15 protein-coding genes and 3 pseudogenes are annotated in these 18,734 nt (G+C 45.8%); 4 read left to right on the forward strand and 14 right to left on the reverse strand.

Annotated elements, in window-relative coordinates; all coding sequences use genetic code 11:
• Positions 1 to 108 precede the first annotated feature (108 nt).
• The 5 genes and pseudogenes from IQ257_RS06385 to IQ257_RS06405 all read right to left on the reverse strand — a co-directional run bounded on the left by IQ257_RS06385 (position 109) and on the right by IQ257_RS06405 (position 3,590).
• Positions 109 to 897, reverse strand: a complete 789-nt coding sequence (locus tag IQ257_RS06385; protein ID WP_193873882.1) for a TVP38/TMEM64 family protein — start codon at positions 895 to 897, stop codon at positions 109 to 111.
• Positions 898 to 901: 4 nt separating this feature from the next.
• Positions 902 to 1,039 (reverse strand): annotated as a pseudogene (locus tag IQ257_RS06390) (VTT domain-containing protein); the annotation flags it as partial.
• A gap of 22 nt (positions 1,040 to 1,061) precedes the next feature.
• Entirely contained in the window at positions 1,062 to 2,177 is a 1,116-nt protein-coding gene (locus IQ257_RS06395) for an inorganic phosphate transporter (RefSeq protein ID WP_193873883.1), read from the reverse strand.
• A 94-nt stretch (positions 2,178 to 2,271) separates the two neighbouring features.
• A complete protein-coding gene (locus IQ257_RS06400; protein WP_193873884.1) occupies positions 2,272 to 3,033 on the reverse strand; it encodes an anti-sigma factor domain-containing protein in 762 nt (253 codons plus the stop codon).
• Positions 3,027 to 3,590 (reverse strand): sigma-70 family RNA polymerase sigma factor, encoded by a 564-nt coding sequence (locus IQ257_RS06405; protein WP_193873895.1) that lies wholly within the window; start codon positions 3,588 to 3,590, stop codon positions 3,027 to 3,029. The genes IQ257_RS06400 and IQ257_RS06405 overlap by 7 nt, the downstream gene beginning before the upstream one ends.
• Positions 3,591 to 3,808: 218 nt before the next feature.
• Between IQ257_RS06405 and IQ257_RS06410 the strand changes: the two genes are divergently transcribed.
• On the forward strand, positions 3,809 to 4,414 hold the full coding sequence (locus IQ257_RS06410) for a cupin (RefSeq protein ID WP_193873885.1): 606 nt from the start codon (positions 3,809 to 3,811) through the stop codon (positions 4,412 to 4,414).
• Positions 4,415 to 4,430: 16 nt separating this feature from the next.
• Here the strand turns inward: IQ257_RS06410 and phnC are convergent, their stop codons facing one another.
• From phnC to IQ257_RS31400, 7 genes and pseudogenes are all read right to left on the reverse strand, one after another.
• A complete protein-coding gene (gene phnC, locus IQ257_RS06415; RefSeq protein ID WP_193873896.1) occupies positions 4,431 to 5,105 on the reverse strand; it encodes a phosphonate ABC transporter ATP-binding protein in 675 nt (224 codons plus the stop codon).
• A 19-nt stretch (positions 5,106 to 5,124) separates the two neighbouring features.
• Positions 5,125 to 6,134: pseudogene (locus IQ257_RS06420) on the reverse strand (transposase).
• Positions 6,135 to 6,189: 55 nt separating this feature from the next.
• A complete protein-coding gene (locus tag IQ257_RS06425) occupies positions 6,190 to 7,473 on the reverse strand; it encodes a porin (RefSeq protein ID WP_193873886.1) in 1,284 nt (427 codons plus the stop codon).
• Between the two features lie 459 nt (positions 7,474 to 7,932).
• Positions 7,933 to 8,013 carry a nitrate/nitrite transporter NrtS gene (gene nrtS / locus IQ257_RS31395; RefSeq protein ID WP_369076432.1) on the reverse strand — a complete coding sequence of 27 codons (81 nt, stop codon included), beginning with the start codon at positions 8,011 to 8,013 and terminating at the stop codon, positions 7,933 to 7,935.
• Between the two features lie 102 nt (positions 8,014 to 8,115).
• Complete coding sequence (locus IQ257_RS06435) at positions 8,116 to 8,967, reverse strand: cytochrome c biogenesis protein CcdA (protein ID WP_193873887.1); 852 nt, start codon at positions 8,965 to 8,967, stop codon at positions 8,116 to 8,118.
• 19 nt (positions 8,968 to 8,986) lie between these two features.
• Complete coding sequence (locus tag IQ257_RS06440; RefSeq protein WP_416207923.1) at positions 8,987 to 9,598, reverse strand: TlpA family protein disulfide reductase; 612 nt, start codon at positions 9,596 to 9,598, stop codon at positions 8,987 to 8,989.
• Positions 9,599 to 9,733: 135 nt separating this feature from the next.
• A pseudogene (locus tag IQ257_RS31400) lies at positions 9,734 to 10,110 on the reverse strand (DUF4079 domain-containing protein); the annotation flags it as partial.
• A 138-nt stretch (positions 10,111 to 10,248) separates the two neighbouring features.
• On the opposite strand from IQ257_RS31400, the gene IQ257_RS06450 reads away from it, so the two are divergent.
• Positions 10,249 to 11,115, forward strand: a complete 867-nt coding sequence (locus IQ257_RS06450; protein ID WP_193873888.1) for a sugar kinase — start codon at positions 10,249 to 10,251, stop codon at positions 11,113 to 11,115.
• Positions 11,116 to 11,135: 20 nt separating this feature from the next.
• On the opposite strand, the gene miaA is transcribed toward IQ257_RS06450, so the two are convergent.
• Positions 11,136 to 12,131, reverse strand: coding sequence for a tRNA (adenosine(37)-N6)-dimethylallyltransferase MiaA (miaA, locus tag IQ257_RS06455; RefSeq protein ID WP_193873889.1), 996 nt, complete (start codon positions 12,129 to 12,131; stop codon positions 11,136 to 11,138).
• A 140-nt stretch (positions 12,132 to 12,271) separates the two neighbouring features.
• Between miaA and IQ257_RS06460 the strand changes: the two genes are divergently transcribed.
• Positions 12,272 to 15,850, forward strand: coding sequence for a DNA gyrase subunit B (locus tag IQ257_RS06460; RefSeq protein WP_193873890.1), 3,579 nt, complete (start codon positions 12,272 to 12,274; stop codon positions 15,848 to 15,850).
• An 82-nt stretch (positions 15,851 to 15,932) separates the two neighbouring features.
• On the opposite strand, the gene IQ257_RS06465 is transcribed toward IQ257_RS06460, so the two are convergent.
• On the reverse strand, positions 15,933 to 16,931 hold the full coding sequence (locus tag IQ257_RS06465) for a PEP-CTERM sorting domain-containing protein (RefSeq protein WP_193873891.1): 999 nt from the start codon (positions 16,929 to 16,931) through the stop codon (positions 15,933 to 15,935).
• 353 nt (positions 16,932 to 17,284) lie between these two features.
• Between IQ257_RS06465 and IQ257_RS06470 the strand changes: the two genes are divergently transcribed.
• A complete protein-coding gene (locus tag IQ257_RS06470; RefSeq protein ID WP_193873899.1) occupies positions 17,285 to 18,685 on the forward strand; it encodes a serine/threonine protein kinase in 1,401 nt (466 codons plus the stop codon).
• Positions 18,686 to 18,734 lie beyond the last annotated feature (49 nt).

Genomic DNA, 18,734 nt, shown 5'->3' on the forward strand with positions numbered 1-18,734 from the left:
TCCTTTAAAGGTAAAAGTTAATAATTTTAACGCAGAGGTTCACAGAGGTTTTCGCAGAGGTACGCAGAGGTTTTGGAGTAGGGTAAAAGGTTCTGTTCGGGTTGTTGGCTAATTCGGGTTGATGGGTTCAGTTTGATTGTCTTTAGACTCTAAAACTTCTTCTTCTAAAGCTTTTCGAGCCACTTTAGTCACATAAAGTGTGACAGCGACGGTGGCGATAAAACCAATAATCCGAATCGCCCATTGCACCGTGGGGTTAGCGGGTTGAGCCTCAGTGCCAACGGTGGCAAGACTACCTGCTAGGGAGCCGATGTAAACGTACATAATTGTTCCGGGAATCATGCCCACAGAACCGATAATGTAGTCCTTGAGAGAGACTCCTGTGATGCCATAGGCGTAGTTTAATAGGTTAAAGGGGAATATGGGAGAGAGTCGCGTTAAGAGAACGATTTTGAGTCCTTCTCTGCCCACCGCTTCGTCAATCGCTCGAAATTTTTTGTTGCCTTCGATTTTTTTGGCAACCCAACCTCGTGCTAAATAGCGCCCAACGAGGAAAGCAGCAGTGGCTCCTATCGTGGCACCGATGAAGACGTAGAGTGAACCTAAAATGACACCAAAGACAACACCAGCTCCGAGGGTGAGGATGGAACCTGGTAAAAATGCAACGGTGGCGATGATGTAGAGTAGAATAAATGCGATCGCACCTACTGCACCCAGGCTATCAATCCACTCCAAGGCATTTCGCAACCATTCTTGAGGATTAAACCCTCCACCATTGGCAGATTCTTGTGCTAAAGCGGGGTTCGCTGAAATTGCTAGGACAAAGCCAGCCGTGAGTAATGTTAAAAAAGCTAGTCTGAAACACTTTTGCGAGTTTCTGGTATTAATATTAATCATCGTTGTCTTTTAGGGAAACCTGAGTAACACCAAAGGCGTAATTGAGTAAGTTAAACGGGAATATTGGCGATAGGCGAGTGAGTAGAACAATTTTCCATCCTTCTTTCTTAACTGCTTGATTAATTGCTTTGAATTTGGGATTACTTTTTCTGAGTTCTTTTTAGTTAACGATGTAATATCCAGTAAACCATCCCACTTATTATTCCGGCTATTGGTAAAGTCAGAACCCATGAAAGAAGAATCTGATAGAACACCGTTGGCTTGGCTTTTCGGGAAATCAGCCCAACTCCAAAAATTGAACCAACAGAAACATGAGTTGTAGAAACTGGAAAACCATATTGACTAGCAGCGATGACTAGAATTCCCGTTACTAAGTTTGACGAAAAGCCTTGCCCGTGATTCATCATTGTAATTTTTTTGCTCATTGTTTCTGCCACTTTCCGAGCATTCAGAAGACCGCCAGCCGCCATTCTTAGTGCGATTGCTAACATCCCCCCCTGAATAGAAATAGCCTGTAGCATCAGAATCAGGGATACAATTTTGGGCGTATCATTCAAACCCCTCGCAAAACTGACAATACCGGCACTAAGAAAATGGCAAGAATCAACAAGTTGCTGACTGTTGATGCCTAAAAATCTACCTTTATAACGTTCCGTACAATTCTCTGTTGTGTTGACTGTAACATCAGGCATCGTATTCCACTCCAACAGATTAGGAGAATCAGCTTGTGGAATTGGAATTAGCTGTCGGATATTACCAGTACAAACGCACCATTCTTTGTTGATTCCCAGATAAACTCGCAGGAAATGAAATACCCCATACATCAAAGTTCCTAAAATAATAGCAAGAATGGGGCTGAGTAACAGAGGAAGAAAAAAAGAGCTACCCAATGCTAAAAAGTTTACTTGGGTTCCAATAGCAATCAATCCAGCCCCAACCAAGGCACCTGTTAATCCGTGAGTTGTGGAAATGGGAAATCCAGTTTGCGTTGCCAGAATGATGGTTAACCCAGCACCAATCGCTACAGCTAAATGAAAATCAGTGTCATTTGCGATCGCATCTGGAACAAATCCTTTACCGGAAAAAATTTTTAGCAGTGTTCCAGCTAGAAAAATAGAACAGAATGACCCTAAAAATGTTGTAATCGTTGCCCAGAAAATTGCGACTTTATAGTTAGTAGTTTGGCTACCAAAAAGCGTTGCTACTCCTTTAAAGTTATCATTTGCACCATTGGAGTAAGCTAAAAATACAGTCGCAATAAAAAGAACGAAGCCCATCATTATAACCAATTCATCTATAGTAGGTATTCATTAGAGGATACGAAGTTGACGTCAAAACGGATTTGCCAGCCGAGATGTCATCATTAGGAAATTCTCACAGTGATGTTCCCCCGGTCATCACCGTTTCCCCAGTCGGCTGCAAAAGTCCTTGTGATGGTTCAACGGTAACTACAACTGAAGAATTCCCTGACATAATATTGTCCAATGGGAGTTCTACGAACACTTTTCCTTGAGAATCAGGCTTAAATTCACCACAGTAGATTGTTTGCCCATCAGCAACCGCCCACAATCGATAAATTTGGTCTTTGGGTAGGGGCGCTAGATTTTGGAGCGTTAATACTGCAACCTCAGAGCTTGGCACAACCACCATACTTCCAGAGGCTTGAGGGATTGCATTCGTTCCTTTGAGGGATACCAAGCGATTACTAGGCTGACGAAGTAAAGCGATCGCTTCCTCGTATTGCGATAATTCAGCACGAATGGTGACAAGTTCTTGATGGAGGCGATAACTGTATAAGCCAAGTCCAACGATAACAGAAGCAGCAACACTTCCTGCAACACCAAGCCAAGCTTTTGGTCTTCTCCACACTCGGTTTGATACTCTTCTTGTCGAACTAGTATCGCTATCTCTAGCCGCTTGCAAAATCTGAGAACCTAGTGTTGCAGGGGGTGAACTTTCCGGTAAACTTAAAGGAATCAGTGTCAAAGTTTTCTGCAAGTAGCTTACTTCAGTGGCTAATTCGGGATTAGAGTCCAATAACTGATTAACCGAAGCCACTTCTTCTGGAGTCAAATCCCCAAGGACGTAGCTTGCTAAAAGTTCATTTAATTCTTCGGAGTCTTGAAAGTCTACCATCGCTGTTCTACCAAATCTTGCAATAGTTGTCTGAGCTTTAACAGACCCTTGCGCTTGTAAGTTTTTACGGTTCCTATCGGCATATTCAAGTCTTGGGCAATCTCCGATTGACTTAAGCCGTCATAGTACGCCATTTCCAGAACCTGTCGATGATTAGTAGGCAGTTCAGAAAGTGCTTCGCACACACGGCTCGACATTTCTTCTAAGGAAGCCTTATCCATCAACGTACTCCAACTTTCAGGCGGAAGGCTGCGAGTCCATCGTTGAAGACGCTGCCACTGTGCTTGCATCTGACGGTGGCGGTCGATTGCTTTTGAGCGGGTTAAAGTTAATAGAAAGACGAGCATAGAACCTCGCTTTGAGTCATAAGTACCTCTACTCCTAAGGGTGAGAAAGACTTCTTGGGTTAGGTCTTCGGCTTCTTGTTGGTTGCCTAACATCCGCAAAGATGTGCGGTAAACGACCTCTCCATAGCGCTCATAAAGGATGCCCAAGGCTAATAGGTTGCCCGATCGCAACGCTTGAAATACCTCGGCATCCGTCTGGTTGGATAACATCATTTATAACCATTTGTCTTGACACAAAAGCCAAAGAATGATAAATTCGCCTATCATCGACTGCCGTTTTTGCTCGATTCCAACCTATTGATCTTGGATTTATCAGTGATACGAAGCTGACGCTCAAAAGGATTTATCCGGTTGGGTCAAAATTCAGTTTCCCTCTGAATGGTGATCCTAAGCGTCCTTGAATTGTGTAGTAGAGAGTTTGGCAAGATATGGCAAGTCGAGATTGGTTAGTAACGAATGATGGACAATATGAAGTCTGGGAAGGCTCGGTAAGCGACGCGGAATTATCAACGAGTCCCTATCGGCTCTATCGGTTTTTGACGGATCTTGAAGATATTCTGCTGAATTCTACCGACAATCGCCGCCGACTCCAGGCAATTTACCCCATCGTGCGTCGGTTGCTGAATAGCTCAGAGTGGTTGCAAGGTGAATATTTAGAACCCGATCCCGAAACAGGGTGGTCGGTTCTCATGCTCTATGATGAGCCGGATTTTCCCTTGACGGTGCAGACAGTGGTTTGGCTGCCTAGTAAAGTGTCACCCCTTCACAATCATGCCACTTGGGGGGTTGTAGCACTGATCAGTGGACAGGAAAAAAACACCTTTTGGAGACGGACTGATAATAACGGACGCATTGAACAAGTTGGTGAGCTTATCCTAAATCCCGGAGAAATTATTGGTTTGATGCCAGATGCTATTCATAGCGTTGAAGCGCTCGGTGACGAACCGACGGTTAGCTTCAATTTGTATGGTGAAACAAACTATGAGCAGCGATTTGAGTTTGATGCAGTTAACTGTACTGCTAAGAATTTTTAGGTTCGAGGGTATCTTTTCATGACCGATAGATACGGTTGATATCCGAGGAACTTAACTGACGGGTTGGTATATCTAGCACGAGTTCTCCGGCTTGAATACCCAGAATGCGATCGCTATAATGTTTTGCCAGTTCCACTTGATGGAGATTGCACACAACTGTCAGTCCCTCCTGAGTGCAGAGCGATCGCAACAAACCCAAAACAATGTGAGCCGTTTCTGGGTCAAGACTAGCAATCGGTTCGTCTGCTAGAATTAAACGCGCCCGTTGCGTTAAAGCCCGAGCGATCGCAACTCGCTGCTGCTGTCCCCCCGACAAGCGATCGGCGCGTTGAAATGCGACATCCAGTAGTTGCACTCGCTCTAGTGCTGCCATTGCTTCATTTAACAAGCTGATGGGAAAAACTCCCAGGAAACAGCGCCACAAGGGTAACTCCTGCAAGCGTCCCCCAAGGTAATTTTCCAAAGCACTGCGGCGGCGGACTAAGTTAAATTGCTGGGCGACTGTAGCAATTTGAGTGCGGCTATGACGTAAATCCTTGGCAGAACAATTGGTTAAATCCTGTCCCTGAAACCATACTTGCCCCCGATCAGGTTTCACCAGTTGGAGAATGCAGCGCAGCAGCGTAGTTTTCCCCGCACCAGAAGGTCCCAAAATGGCGGTAAAAGTGTGAGGTTCGATACAGAAGCTGATATCTTTGGGTCTTCCGTACTTAGTGTGCTAAAGGGTTAGGATAATGCCACAAAAGTAAAGCGCGTATAGTAAAATTCTTAAAATTCCTGAAGCCAAAGCCACACCGTTTTAATAGTTTCAGTTTATTGTTAACGCCTTCAACGACTCCATTAGTTGTTCTCCTTTCAAAGTACCCGACGACTTCAGCAAACCATCTTTTTATGGCTGATGCACTTTTTTTATAGTAATTCTGAGCCTTGTTTAACCAATCAATTATTTTTAAAGTTCCCTCACCCAGGTTTTTACTTTCTTCAAATATCTGATACAATTCTTCTTTTAATGAATGCATTATTCCAATTAAAGGCGAAGCTTCTTTGACTTGCTTTAATTTTTTAGTTTGCTTTTGTGATAATTTAATTTCCGATTTGAGGAGAGTATATTTACTTCCCTTTAAGCTACCGAATAGTTTTGCTCTTTCTTTACCGTTCAAGGCTTCGGCTGCTTTCTTTTGGTCAATTCTTGCCTTATTTAACTCTTCATTAACCATTTTGCTAATATGAAATCTGTCCACGGTTACTACGGCATTCGGGCATATTTTATGTACTAACGATTTATAGTTTCCCGTCATATCCATGCTTACTTCTTCTATTTGTAACAGAACCGCTTCTCCCCATTCTTCCATTGTCTCCTTTAATTTATTGTTTTTGGCTACATTAATAACATCACTGTGAATGACTTGTTTGGTTATAGCATGAGCACATCTATGAGTGAATGGCTTTTTGTTACCAACAAAATCCAAGTTTTCACTGAAAGGTTTTTGACAATTTTCACACTTAAATCTTCGACGATTTACGTAAAGCATTACTTCTCGGTTACCTATAGGTAACCGAGAAGTAAATGTCTTTTGTTTTGATGAAGACGACGGCTTGTATGACCACAACGGGGGCATTTAGCTGTTTTCTCTTGTACCCGAACAGAGACAATTAATGTTTCTTCGGCATCTTGGATATTTTCTACTATAACTCCTGGCAGGTTTATGAGCTTAGTCATTTCTCTTTTTATTCTTGCCATTTTTGCTTATTATTTTCAGGCTTACTTTAATAGTTTAGCACACTAAGTACGGAAGACCCCCATTCACTTGCAGCCTCACATTCGGGTTAACAAACCAATTGATGCCAGCCGTAAGCGCCCAGAGGGTATCGCCATCCGAACCCGTGTCAGCATCAAGATGGGCGACTTCTCCTCGCAACAGTGCCTGTACGCCACCGTTGGCATCGCCACTGAGGAAATACGCAGGTTGAATGAAGCCACCGTACAAACCCACATCGCTACCTGTGGGAGAATCAAACCAAAACGCCAGTCCTTCAGTCCGAAAACTCCAGCGTCCCTTCTCCCAAAACAAATCGCTGCTGACTCCGAAACGCTCTCCTTCAATTGGCACAGACACGTAACGGTTAAAGCCCAAATCAACCAAACTCAGTGTCTGCTCTTGTTCAATGCTGTAGTCAAAACCAAGTCCCAGATTTAATTCATCCGTTGCCTGATAGGTTAGTTTGACCTGAGTCTCTTTGGAATCATTATTGTCTGAGAGGTTAGCATTGGCACTGCCATTGCCGTTGAACAGTCCGACAAAATATCCCAGCCGTTGCTCCTCCCCTAGCTTGCCGTGAAGCATTGCCCCAAACTGCACGTCCAGTGCTGGCAGCAAGAACATACTATTGAGTGCCAAGTACCGCTCAACGGTGTCAATGCTGCGGGAACTGCGAAAGTTTTCTGTGCTAAAGGGTGTGGTAAATTTGCCTGCTCGCAGTTGCAAAGCTTCCTCAGCGATTTCCCAATTAAGACGGGCTTCAACTAGCGCAAAATCTGAGTCAGTCGATTGGGCTGTACCCGGTGCGCCATCAAACTCGACGAAGATTTGATAATCGTCGAAGAGCGTAGCCAGAAAGTCAATGCGGGCGCGACGGATGGAAAAATCCCCATTCCCATCTTCTCGTTCCAAGTCACTGTCAAATAAGGAACCCAGAACCTGCACGTACCCAAGGATACGCAACTCGTAGTTTTCGCCTGCGATGAAAAAACCTCCTCCTCCTGGGCGTAGTCCAACTTGGGGTTGTTTCTGTTCGCGTTCGGTTATGACGTCTTCGACGGTTTGCTGAATCTGTTCCTCAGTCGTGTCTGCGATGTCTTCACTGGGCGCTAATTCATTGAGTCGCTGATTTAGGCGTTGTATCTCTTCTCTGAGGCGAGCATTTTCGGCTTCGAGTTGCTCTTGTCGTTCGAGTAACTGCTGTAGTTGTTGGCGAATTTCCTGTTCTTCTATTTGAGAAAAGGTTTTTTGTGCCAATTCAATGTTTCCATCATCTTTCGGGTTAAGGTTCTCCTGCACCCGCTCAATAGGTTGTTCGCCCTGGAGTGAGACTTGAATTTCTTCCTCATCACTTTCCTGAGTTAGGGAAATGTTCTCTTTGCCCTCAATTAACGGTTCTGGTGTTATGGAAGAAAGAAACTCTTGCTCCCCTGCGAGTTTCTGAGAAGCGCTTTCCCCGACGTGGTGCGTCTCTAAACGAGTGTCGATTTCATCATTTTCTTGAGCAACGGCATAGGAGCATAGGCTTAACCCTTGGGGATGAATAGAACGGTGATTTATATGAATTATCGTTCATATCATCGAATCAATAAAGCCCTTAGTGAGGATTCGCCAGCTCAACAAACCTACTGAGCGCTCCTGAATCGCCCCAGTCCATGAGGTTTATCACCTAAGCTGTTTCGGTATTAAATATCAGCTAAATGAGTTTTTGCTGAAAGCCAGATGAATTGTGGCTGAACCTGTGAGACGAATATGTCGTCAGCGCTTCCTTGTACGACTGATATATTGACCGTGAATGTTAACGGCGTAAGGAACTAGGTAGGTCGGGAGCATCCCAATTTTGCGCGTTAGCTCTTTTTAGAGGGTTGAAACCATTGAAATATCGTTGCTTTTGGGAATGGTGTTTCCAAAATGGGATGCTCCCTCTAGCTTCTGCCTTTTTTAGGCTCCCAAGAACCATCGAGTGCCAGTAAACAGGTAGTACGCTCCAGTTAAAATCAGAGCCACACTGCCAAAGTGAATAATTGCCTCCGAATGTTTTAATAACTGCTTGCTTTGTTTTGCCAGTCCGGTAAACAAACTCGCCAGGAAAATCAGCATGGTGTAACCCAAAGCGTAGCTAACCATCGTTAGTGTGCCTAAGAGTTGAGAGCCAGTAGCCGCCGCTGCTGCCAGCACCGCAAACAGCACCGGACTGGCACAGGGAGAACTCACCAAGGCAAAGGTTAACCCTACTCCATAAGGTCCAGCCTGGGGGAGATTCACATTCATCTGCGGTAAGGGTAACTTAACTACCCCCATCAACCACAAACCCATCACAGCCATAATCACTCCCACGACTACATTGATATAGCCTCGGTACTCCACCATGACGGCTCCAGCAAAGGAGGAGACTAAGCCAAACAGACTCAAAATTGTTACAGCCCCCAAAACAAATAAGCCAGCCTTGGTAAAAGCATCCCAACGGGATTTAATGTTCAACGTGCCGATATAACTGAGGTTAACGGGCAACAGCGCCAGAATGCACGGAGATACACTGGCAAGCAGTCCACCAATAAATGCCAAGGGCAATAGCACTAGGGGATTAGCAGTATCTTGCTGGTCAAACCACTGCTGATAGCGGTTTTCGACGAGAGATATCGCCCGTTCGATTGGATGGCTGATGACGGGTCCTAGGGTGATAACCAACACTAGGGAGAGCAATCCCAATCCCCCGTAAATCAACCATTTTTTTGAAACTTTAAAACGTCGAGAAGCCTTGTGATCAGATGATGACTGAGGTAGTTGTGTCATGAAATTCTCCTTACCTCAGCTAATTTTTTGCTAGAGCAGTGTCGAGAATCTGGGTGTAGTCATCCTGATTGGGATTATTTTTGAACATCGCTAAAATGTTGCCAGTCGCTGGGTCAACAATTGCCACGGTGCTAGTTTTACTCTTAGTATCTTCTAGGAATTTCCCCAAACCTAATTTTTCCGCCTTGGCTTGTGTTTCTTCGAGTGTGGCTTTATCCGTTACATCTAGCACGACAAAGTTAACCTGATCGCTGTATTCCTGTTTCAATTGGGTCAGAGTGGGCGCAATATTCTTGCAGCTAGCACACCAGGTCGCAAACACATCCACTACCACGGGTTTACCCTGAAGTTCTGTAGCTAGGGGATTTCCTACCGATTGAGCTTTAGCAGCACAAGGGTTGGCTTTAGAGGCACAGGGATTGGCTTTAGAGGCGCAAGGATTCTCTTTGGCGGCACAGGGATTGGCTTTAGAAGCACAGGGATTTTCTTTGGCAGCACAAGGATTAACTTGGTTGGTAGTACCCGTGTCTGGAGTGTTAGTCTTGGCGGCGCAAGGGTTAGAGCAAGCAGCAACAAGTCCCAGACTCAGCATTGAAGCAACAGCAAGTGTAGCCAGATACTTAACTCTCATAAAATCCTCATCAGTACGACGGTTCATAGGGGATACGAAGCTAAACTCAAAAAGGATTTATCAACTTTTCCTAAAGTGCTATCGCAATTTAACCAAGCAACTCAAGAGTGGGCACACCAGCCTTAGACACCGTTCTCAAGAACCCGTCTGTGGTGGTGGGGGCGGTGTTGGACAAGTCTTATTATTGAAATCACAGCTATAAATGTAGGGTTTCTGCCAGCTTAAGGGAATTTCCAACACGTCCCGTGGACCTGTCATCCCCTGTCCGATAAACAGTAGAACCGCGATCGTGTTTAAAAGAACATGAACGGTTCGCCAGCGATTTGAACGGTCTTTGTAAATATCTTGAACAATTGCGAGTGAAAAAACCATCAGTAACGCGGCTGTGATGCCAATGTAGTAATGAGCCAATACCACTCATTAGTTCGCCGGAAAACCCCATCTTGGCTGCCGAGAATCACTAAACCCGCACCCGTTAACGTCGCAAATATCCCTCGCCACAACGCTTTTCTTTATTGGTGACATCTATACTACAATAAATCGTGCGATCGCCCTTTCTCTGGCTTCTTGCAATCAAACGCGATCGCACCAGCACTAGCTTACCAATGCAGAACTCTTGGCTCAGGCACGACAGTTAAACCAGACAATAGATGACGAAAAACGGACTTTTCATCGGCATGGTTACTTTGGATCTGATTTATCTGAGTCCCAAGCTTCCAGGTAACAATGAAAAAATTTCCGCATCGGATTACACCGTCTCCGCAGGCGGACCTGCAACGAATGCGGCTGTCACCTTCAGCTATCTCGGCGATCGCGCTACAATTCTGGGTGCAGTTGGTACTCATGCCATTACACAACTGATTCGAGGGGACTTGGAGAGTCGGGGAGTAGCGATCGCTGACCTAAATCCTACCCTGAGAGAACCGCCACCCGTTTCTTCGATAATTGTCACCCAATCCACTGGCGAACGTGCTGTCATTTCCATCAATGCCGCCAAGATTCAAGCCAGCCGCGACCAACTGCCTGCTACTATCGAGGCTGGGGTTGATTTAGTCATGATTGACGGTCATCAGATGGAGGTTAGTCGTGCGATCGCCCAATTCGCTAAAGCCAATAACATTCCCGTGGTGATTGACGGTGGGAGTTGGAAAACTGGGTTTGAAACGGTTTTGCCCTTTGTCGATTATGCCGTTTGTTCGGCTAATTTTTATCCGCCAGATTGCCACAGCCGAGCCAAAGTTTTTGCTTATCTTGAGACTATGGGAATTCCTCACATTGCCATTACCTGCGGTGAAAAACCCATTGAATACCTCAGTTTAGGAGAATCGGGTTACTTACCCGTGCCAGAAATTAAGGCGGTTGATACATTGGGGGCGGGGGACGTTTTTCATGGGGCTTTTTGTCATTTTATTCTCCGGCATAATTTTACGGATACTCTGGCAGCCGCCGCAGAGGTTGCGGCTCGTTCCTGTCAGTTTTTTGGTACTCGTCAGTGGATGCAATTTCAGTCCCTGTAGATACATTTCATGAAACGTCACTACTCTTCTATAAACTCCTGCACCCGCTTCCAAACCTTCTCTACTAAATCCGGACTATCTGCATCAAACCACTCAATTTCAGGATACGCCCGAAACCAAGTGCGCTGACGCTTGGCAAATTGTCGGGTGTGTAAAATCGTTAACTCTCTCGCCTCTAATAAAGAAATTTTACTGATCAGATATTGTTTTATTTCTCGATAACCCAGCGTATCGAGTAGCGGTAAATCCCAACCGTATTTTTTACATAAGGTTTCTACTTCTTCTACTAAACCTGCTACTATCATTTTTTCCGTTCGCTGTGCGATACGGTGAGTCAGCTTATCCAAATCCGTGCATTCCAAACCAATCTGAAGAATCGGATAGTCAGGAGGATTTTCTCCTTGCTGTTCTGAAATCGGGCATCCGGTGACATAATAGACTTCTAATGCCCGTAAGGTTCTGACTTCATCATTGGGGTGAATTTTTTCAGCCGCCGTTGGATCGACTTGGTGCAGGAAGGCGTAAAGCTGAGTTTGTCCAAGAGCCGAAAGTTGCGATCGCAATTCTAGATTAGGTGCCACTCTCGGAATTTTCAACCCCCGTACTACTGCTTTAATATACAAACCCGTACCTCCCACCAATAGAAGAGGCGGAGTAGGAGAGTGGGGGAGTGGGGGGGAGGTTATTAACGCTTGGGCTTGCTCTTGGTACTCTGCTACTGTTAGTGTTTCTGTCGGAGCGCAACTATCAATGAAGTAATGGGGCACTAACTGTTGTTCTGCCACGGAAGGCTTGGCAGTACCAATATCAAACTCCCGGTACACTTGACGGGAATCTGCACTTAAAATTATTGAACCCAATCGCTGTGCCAATTCTAAAGCTAATCCTGATTTACCTGTAGCCGTGGCACCACAAACTACAATCAGTTTTGGGTTGGTAAGAGGACAGTGAAGCCGTTCCCTTGTCTCGTTGTCCCCTTCTCTTCCTTTCTTCCCCTCTTCCCCTATCGTTACCATTGGATGGGTCTATCCCCTTTACAAACACCCCTTCAGACTGCTCTGTGGTCGCCTATAAGCCTTTTGTGTTAGAATTTTTGAGTGTTTTGCCATTTTGAGGCATCAAAACGGCTCAAAGCTCATAGTGGAGAATCCCTGACATGACGAGTAGTTACAGTGCCGATCAAATTCAAGTTCTAGAAGGTCTCGATCCGGTGCGCAAGCGTCCGGGTATGTACATCGGTACTACCGGTCCACGGGGACTCCATCATCTAGTTTACGAGGTTGTAGACAACTCGATCGATGAAGCTCTAGCTGGCTATTGCACTCACATAGAAGTTGACATCAATGCCGAGGGTTCTGTCACCGTTACAGACGACGGACGCGGCATTCCCACGGATACCCACCCCACGACGGGTAAATCAGCACTGGAAACGGTAATGACGGTGCTACACGCGGGAGGAAAGTTTGGAGGTGGTGGCTATAAGGTATCGGGAGGATTGCACGGGGTTGGGGTTTCTGTAGTTAACGCCCTTTCAGAATGGGTGGAAGTAACGGTTTGGCGAGAGAAACTGGTTCACTTGCAGCGCTACGAGCGGGGCGTCCCAGTTACTGAACTTACCAGCAAGCCGAATAAACAAGACCAGACAGGCACGTCTGTTACCTTTAAGCCAGATACGCAAATCTTTACAAATGGTATTGAGTTTGACTACACCACCTTAGCAGGGCGTCTGCGAGAACTGGCGTACCTGAATGCTGGCGTCCGGATGACGTTTAGTGATAACCGCATCTCACCACCACGGGTAGAAACCTACCACTACGAGGGGGGTATCCAGGAATATGTGGCATACATGAATCGGGAGAAGGAACCCCTCCACGAAGAAATTATCTACGTTCAGGGCGAACGTAATAACGTCCAAATCGAAGTGGCACTGCAATGGTGCATTGATGCCTACAGCGATAACCTCTTGGGTTTTGCCAATAACATCCGCACCATTGATGGCGGAACTCACTTAGAGGGGTTAAAGACTGTCCTGACGCGGACGATGAATGCGATCGCCCGCAAGCGCAATAAACTTAAAGATAATGAAGCAAACCTCGGTGGCGAGAATGTCCGGGAAGGATTGACAGGGGTTATTTCTGTAAAAGTCCCCGACCCAGAATTTGAAGGTCAAACTAAGACTAAACTGGGGAATACCGAAGTGCGGGGTATCGTGGATTCTCTGGTAGGAGAAGTCTTAACCGAATACCTAGAGTTCCGTCCCCAAGTCGCTGATTCCGTCTTAGAGAAAGCCATTCAAGCGTTCAAAGCGGCAGAAGCGGCACGTCGGGCGCGGGAGTTGGTACGCCGCAAGTCAGTCTTAGAATCGTCTCCGTTACCGGGTAAGTTAGCCGATTGTAGTTCCCGAAATCCTGCTGACTCAGAAATTTTTATCGTGGAAGGGGATAGTGCTGGCGGAAGTGCCAAGCAAGGACGCGATCGCCAATTCCAAGCAATTCTGCCCCTACGCGGTAAAATCCTCAATATTGAGAAAACGGACGACGCCAAAATCTACAAAAACACAGAAATTCAATCACTAATTACCGCACTAGGTTTAGGCATTAAAGGTGAGGAGTTTGATGCCTCTGGACTACGCTATCACCGCATCGTAATAATGAGCGTCGCTGGGGATGAGCCGACTCTAGTGATGGACGACACCGGACGCACAGAATTTGTCTCAATCGGTGGTTTTATCGATGACTGCATTGAAGAGCGTCGCACAACTGAACGTTACCAGGTTATTTCCTTCGATCCTGCTACCCACGCTACCCGCTTCCGTCCTCTGAAAGCTGTGATTCGTCACGGACATGAGGAGCCGATGTATAAAATTACAACGCGCTACAATCGCTCGGTGAAGGTGACATCTTCCCATAGCGTCTTTGTCTATGAAAACGGAGAAGTTCGGCTCAAGAAAGGGAACGAAATTAAAGCCGGTGACTTGCTTGTTGCCAGTCGGCGTTTGCCACGTCCCTCAGAAAATCCCACGCGGATCGATTTGCTCAAGACGTTCTACCAAGCAGGATTAACTCAATCACTCTACCTGCAAGGCGAAGATGTGCGACGCATCGCTAGTGAGCGCGTTCTAGCAAAGGTAACACGACCTGACCAGTGGAATGAACCGCGAGTTAAGCTTGATTTAGCCGGATGGCAGCAGCTAATCGCCCAACGTCAAGCAGTAGGAGTCTCCCAGAAGCAGGTTGCTACTTCAGTTGGAGTTAAACAGCCAATTACCATCAGTCACTGGGAACGCGGTATCAACCGACCCACGTTACCCCACTTCCTCAGCTATCTTGAGGTGATTGGTGGGAATGATAATATTGTGTATGAGACACTACCCTCTAAGATTGACGAATGTCTTGCTCAAGATGATACGAGCAAAAATGCCCGTTGGCGTGAGGTGAGTTGTTACAAGCCCTTTGATTACTTTACCCCCAGCGAACTCGCACAGCTTGGCGATGAGGTGGAACTCGTTCCTCAAGCGCATAGTAATAAGGCATTCAATCGCTACCTGCCGATTACACAAGAATTAATGTGGTTCTTGGGCTGGTATGTGGCTGAGGGAACCCTAAGTAAGCATCAAGTCAGCCTCAACTTGGGCAAGAAGGATGAGAGGTTTATCCCAGAACTCATCACTGCTATTGAGTCGGTATTTGGTGAAACAGCACGCTGTTATAACGATCCAGATAGCGACGGCATCAAACTCTACTTCCACAGTGTTGCCGCAGCGCGGTTGTTGCAAGCCTGGGGTTTGGCGAAGTGCGCTCACCAGAAACAACTGCCGGATATTTTGTTTAGCCTTGGCGAGGAATTTCAGCTAACCTTTTTAGAAGGCTATTTTCTCGGTGACGGCACCACTGGCGGCAAAAATCTCTCATTTACCACCAATTCTGGTACTCTCAAGGATGGGTTGCTTTATCTGTTCGGGCAATTGGGTTTGATTGCCAGTACCACAGAGCATCAACCTGCTACTGCTGCTGAGGCATCTATTCAAACTCGGCACTCCTATTACACCATCACGATTGGTGGTAAGGAGCAGATCAAGCAATATCATCAGATTTGGCAACGGCACTCCCTAGCGCACAAGCTAGAAACTCATCTCGCTAACCCAACTCGCAAGGCGCAAGACTATGTACCTATTAGTGATGATTTGATGGGGTTGAAAGTTATTGCCGCTGAGGAGATTGAACCCGTTGGCGAATACGTTTACGATTTCTCGGTGGAAGGTGACGAAAACTTTGTTTGTGGTACGGGTGGTATCGCTTGTCATAATACCGATGCTGATGTAGATGGAGCGCACATCCGCACCTTGTTGCTAACATTCTTCTATCGTTATCAACGCGCTCTTGTGGATCAGGGCTACATCTATATTGCTTGCCCTCCTCTCTATAAAGTAGAGCGGGGACGCAATCACTACTATTGCTACAGCGATCGCGAACTGACGAACTTAGTTCAACACGAATTCCCTGCAAACGCCAATTACACCATCCAGCGGTTTAAGGGTTTGGGTGAAATGATGCCAACGCAACTGTGGGATACAACCATGAATCCGGAAACTCGCACCATGAAGCGGGTAGAAATTGAAGATGCAGCGGAAGCCGATCGCATCTTTACGGTACTCATGGGCGATCGGGTTGCACCCCGTCGTGAGTTCATTGAAACTTACGGTTCTCGTTTGAATTTGACGGATCTAGATATTTAAGTCTCTTGGTAACACGGCGTAAGGGTTACGATATATCGTACCCTTACAAATCCTGCCGATAAGACCGCTCAATCAATTGACATTATTGCTTCGCATTCTTATGTTTTTTGGACTGTTGCCGTTTAAAGAAAGCACCAAATCCTAACGCCATACCGGAACCCAGAACGGTTAGCGGTTCTGGAACAGCTTCTGGATCAGGCAAATTTCCGTCAAATACTACCGGAGTTCCTCCATTATTCGGAGCAACCATATGGTATTCTCCACTTCCCGTAATTGACTTGGCAATCATTTGCCCATTAATATGACCATTTGAGAACTCATTGTACTGAGCCAACGGAGCTAAAACGCTGCCTTGCCAAGACAAACCTGTAGAGTTTAGCTGTGTTGCCTCGACAAAGTTGAATAGAACCCGGTTAGCGCCAGCGCCATTGGGATTACCATTGAGATTCATTTGAAACCCATTCTTGAGATCGAAGAGGTTACCTGTTACGTTAACCAACACCGTCGAGTCCTCAGCAAAATTAATATTCAAACCATTTGCAGAGTCGAAAATGGATGCATCAAGTTCAAAAACGTTTAAGTCTGAACTGGTACCATTTAGGTTGAGCGTACCAAAGTTATTCTGGGCTGTGCTGTTGGTGGCTATGCCCCCCAATTGGGCTGAATAATTCTTGTAGAATTGCGCAGCTTCCGTGAAGTTAATGGGATTTCCTGATTTTAACGTGCCATTGGGAATACTAGGTGAGCTAACAACATTACCACCTACCACCACATCACCGACAAATACCTGACCCCCACTATAGTTTAATTCGCCACCAACGACTAGAGTGTCACCTGCACCGTTAGCTGGTAACTGGCTCGCTGTCCCAAAATTAGTCAGTGTCGCATTTCTACCAACGGCTACCCTACCATGAGCATCCGTATTGTAAGCGTTCATATCTTCAAAGACGAAGACATTAAAGTTTTGAGCTAGACCTTTCAAACTGCCAGCTTGAGCAGGAATAGACAAGCTAAGTGCTGCGGTGGCTCCTAAAACTGTGCTAGCACCGACAATGGCAATTTTTTTTAAATTGTTGTTCATTTTTTTAGCAGTGGAGATGATTAACCGATCGAGCATTTGTTCTGATCATACTTTTTTGTCAATAGAAGTTAGGTAAAGTTTGTATAAAGATTTACCCGATACTTTATGATTTTTTGATAAAAATACTCAACCAGTTACTTTAGTTACTTTGATCAGTATTAAGGTTTCACGAAGATTTCCCAAAACTTGATGAAGATTTGATGAAGAAACTCACTTATGCTTTGAGAAGAGTGAGCGCGCTGTAACCAACAGCGAGTTCATTGAAACTTTCTGAAAACCCGCACTCGAGAATGAAGTAATAAAGGGAAGAGGCTTGATTGTCTCATTCCCCATTCCCCATTCCTAATCCCTTTATGCTGCAAGCACAACAACTCATACAAGGGCGCTATCAACTCCAGCAACAACTTGGACAGAATCCTGGGCGGCAAACCTGGCTGGCTCAAGACGTTGGGGCATCCCCAGAAGCATCGGTTATCCTCAAACTGCTGGCGTTCAATCCGACGATGCAATGGGATGAATTTAAACTATTTGAACGGGAAGCCCAAGTTCTCAAACAGCTCAACCATCCCCAGATTCCCAAGTATCGCGACTATTTTTCCCTGGATCAACAGGTAGGGGGTGGGTTGTACTGGTTCGGCTTAGTACAGCAACACATTCCTGGGGCTTCGGTGCGCCAGTTGTTAGACGGGGGCAAGCGGTTTTCTCAAGCTGAGGTAAAAACCATTGCTCAGTCAGTTTTAGAGATTCTCATTTACCTGCACGGTTTAAATCCATCGGTTCTGCATCGGGATATCAAGCCGAGTAACTTAATTTTGGGAGATGATGAGCAAGTTTACCTGGTTGATTTTGGAGCGGTGCAAAATAGTGCGGCAACCGAAGGCGTTACCTTTACTGTAGTGGGAACGACAGGTTATGCGCCCTTAGAACAGTTTTGGGGTAAGGCTGTACCCGCATCCGACCTTTACGCCTTGGGTGCAACCCTCATTCACTTGCTGACGGGGACACCACCGGCTGATTTGCCCCAGCAGGATTTACGGATTCAGTTTAGCGATCGCGTTTCTATCGACCCTCATTTTACCGATTGGATTAAAGTTCTGACTGCACCGGACTTAGAACAGCGATTCACTAATGCTTCTGAGGCGCTGGCAGCCCTCCGCAGTAATCGTTCCCCCAAAATTGCCATTATCACCAATCCTCAGCCCCCTGGCAGTCGGGTTAAGTTAAAAAAATCAACTCGGCAGTTATCCATTAAAATTCCCAAGCCCAAGCGATCGCTTCTCAGTGTTATCAAACTCGGCGGTAACTTGTTTCTAACAGTATGCTCGCTCCCTCTTTTGTTAGTGTTGGGTTCTATTCTGCTAGTGTTAGGAATTGGTTTATTTGCAGCCCTAGTATATAGTCCTGCTGTACTTTTTATATTGCTGCCTTTGATTCTGTTGATGGGTTGGTTGTTGCGGGATACAAATCGAGAGTTAGGAAAATTGCAAGAGGAAGTGGCTCACGCACTCCGCCATCTCTTTGGACACCATTGCCTTTACCTTGATCGACAACATTTTATCATCGAACAGGAACTTTTTGGCTTAAGTTACCTGCGTCATGTCGGTCAAACCTCAGAGATACAAAAGGTGAATCAAATTCCTTTTATGGAACTTGTCCTAGAAACTCAGATGGTTAGCTATTCCTTCGGTCAAGAATTAACAGAAAACGAACGCCGCTGGTTAACTCATGAGCTTCAAAACTGGCTTGATGAATGATGAATGATGAATGATGAATGATGAAATTTGTCACCATAACACCTAGTCA

The sequence above is a fragment of the Coleofasciculus sp. LEGE 07092 genome (assembly GCF_015207375.1).
Taxonomy (GTDB): domain Bacteria; phylum Cyanobacteriota; class Cyanobacteriia; order Cyanobacteriales; family Coleofasciculaceae; genus LEGE-07092.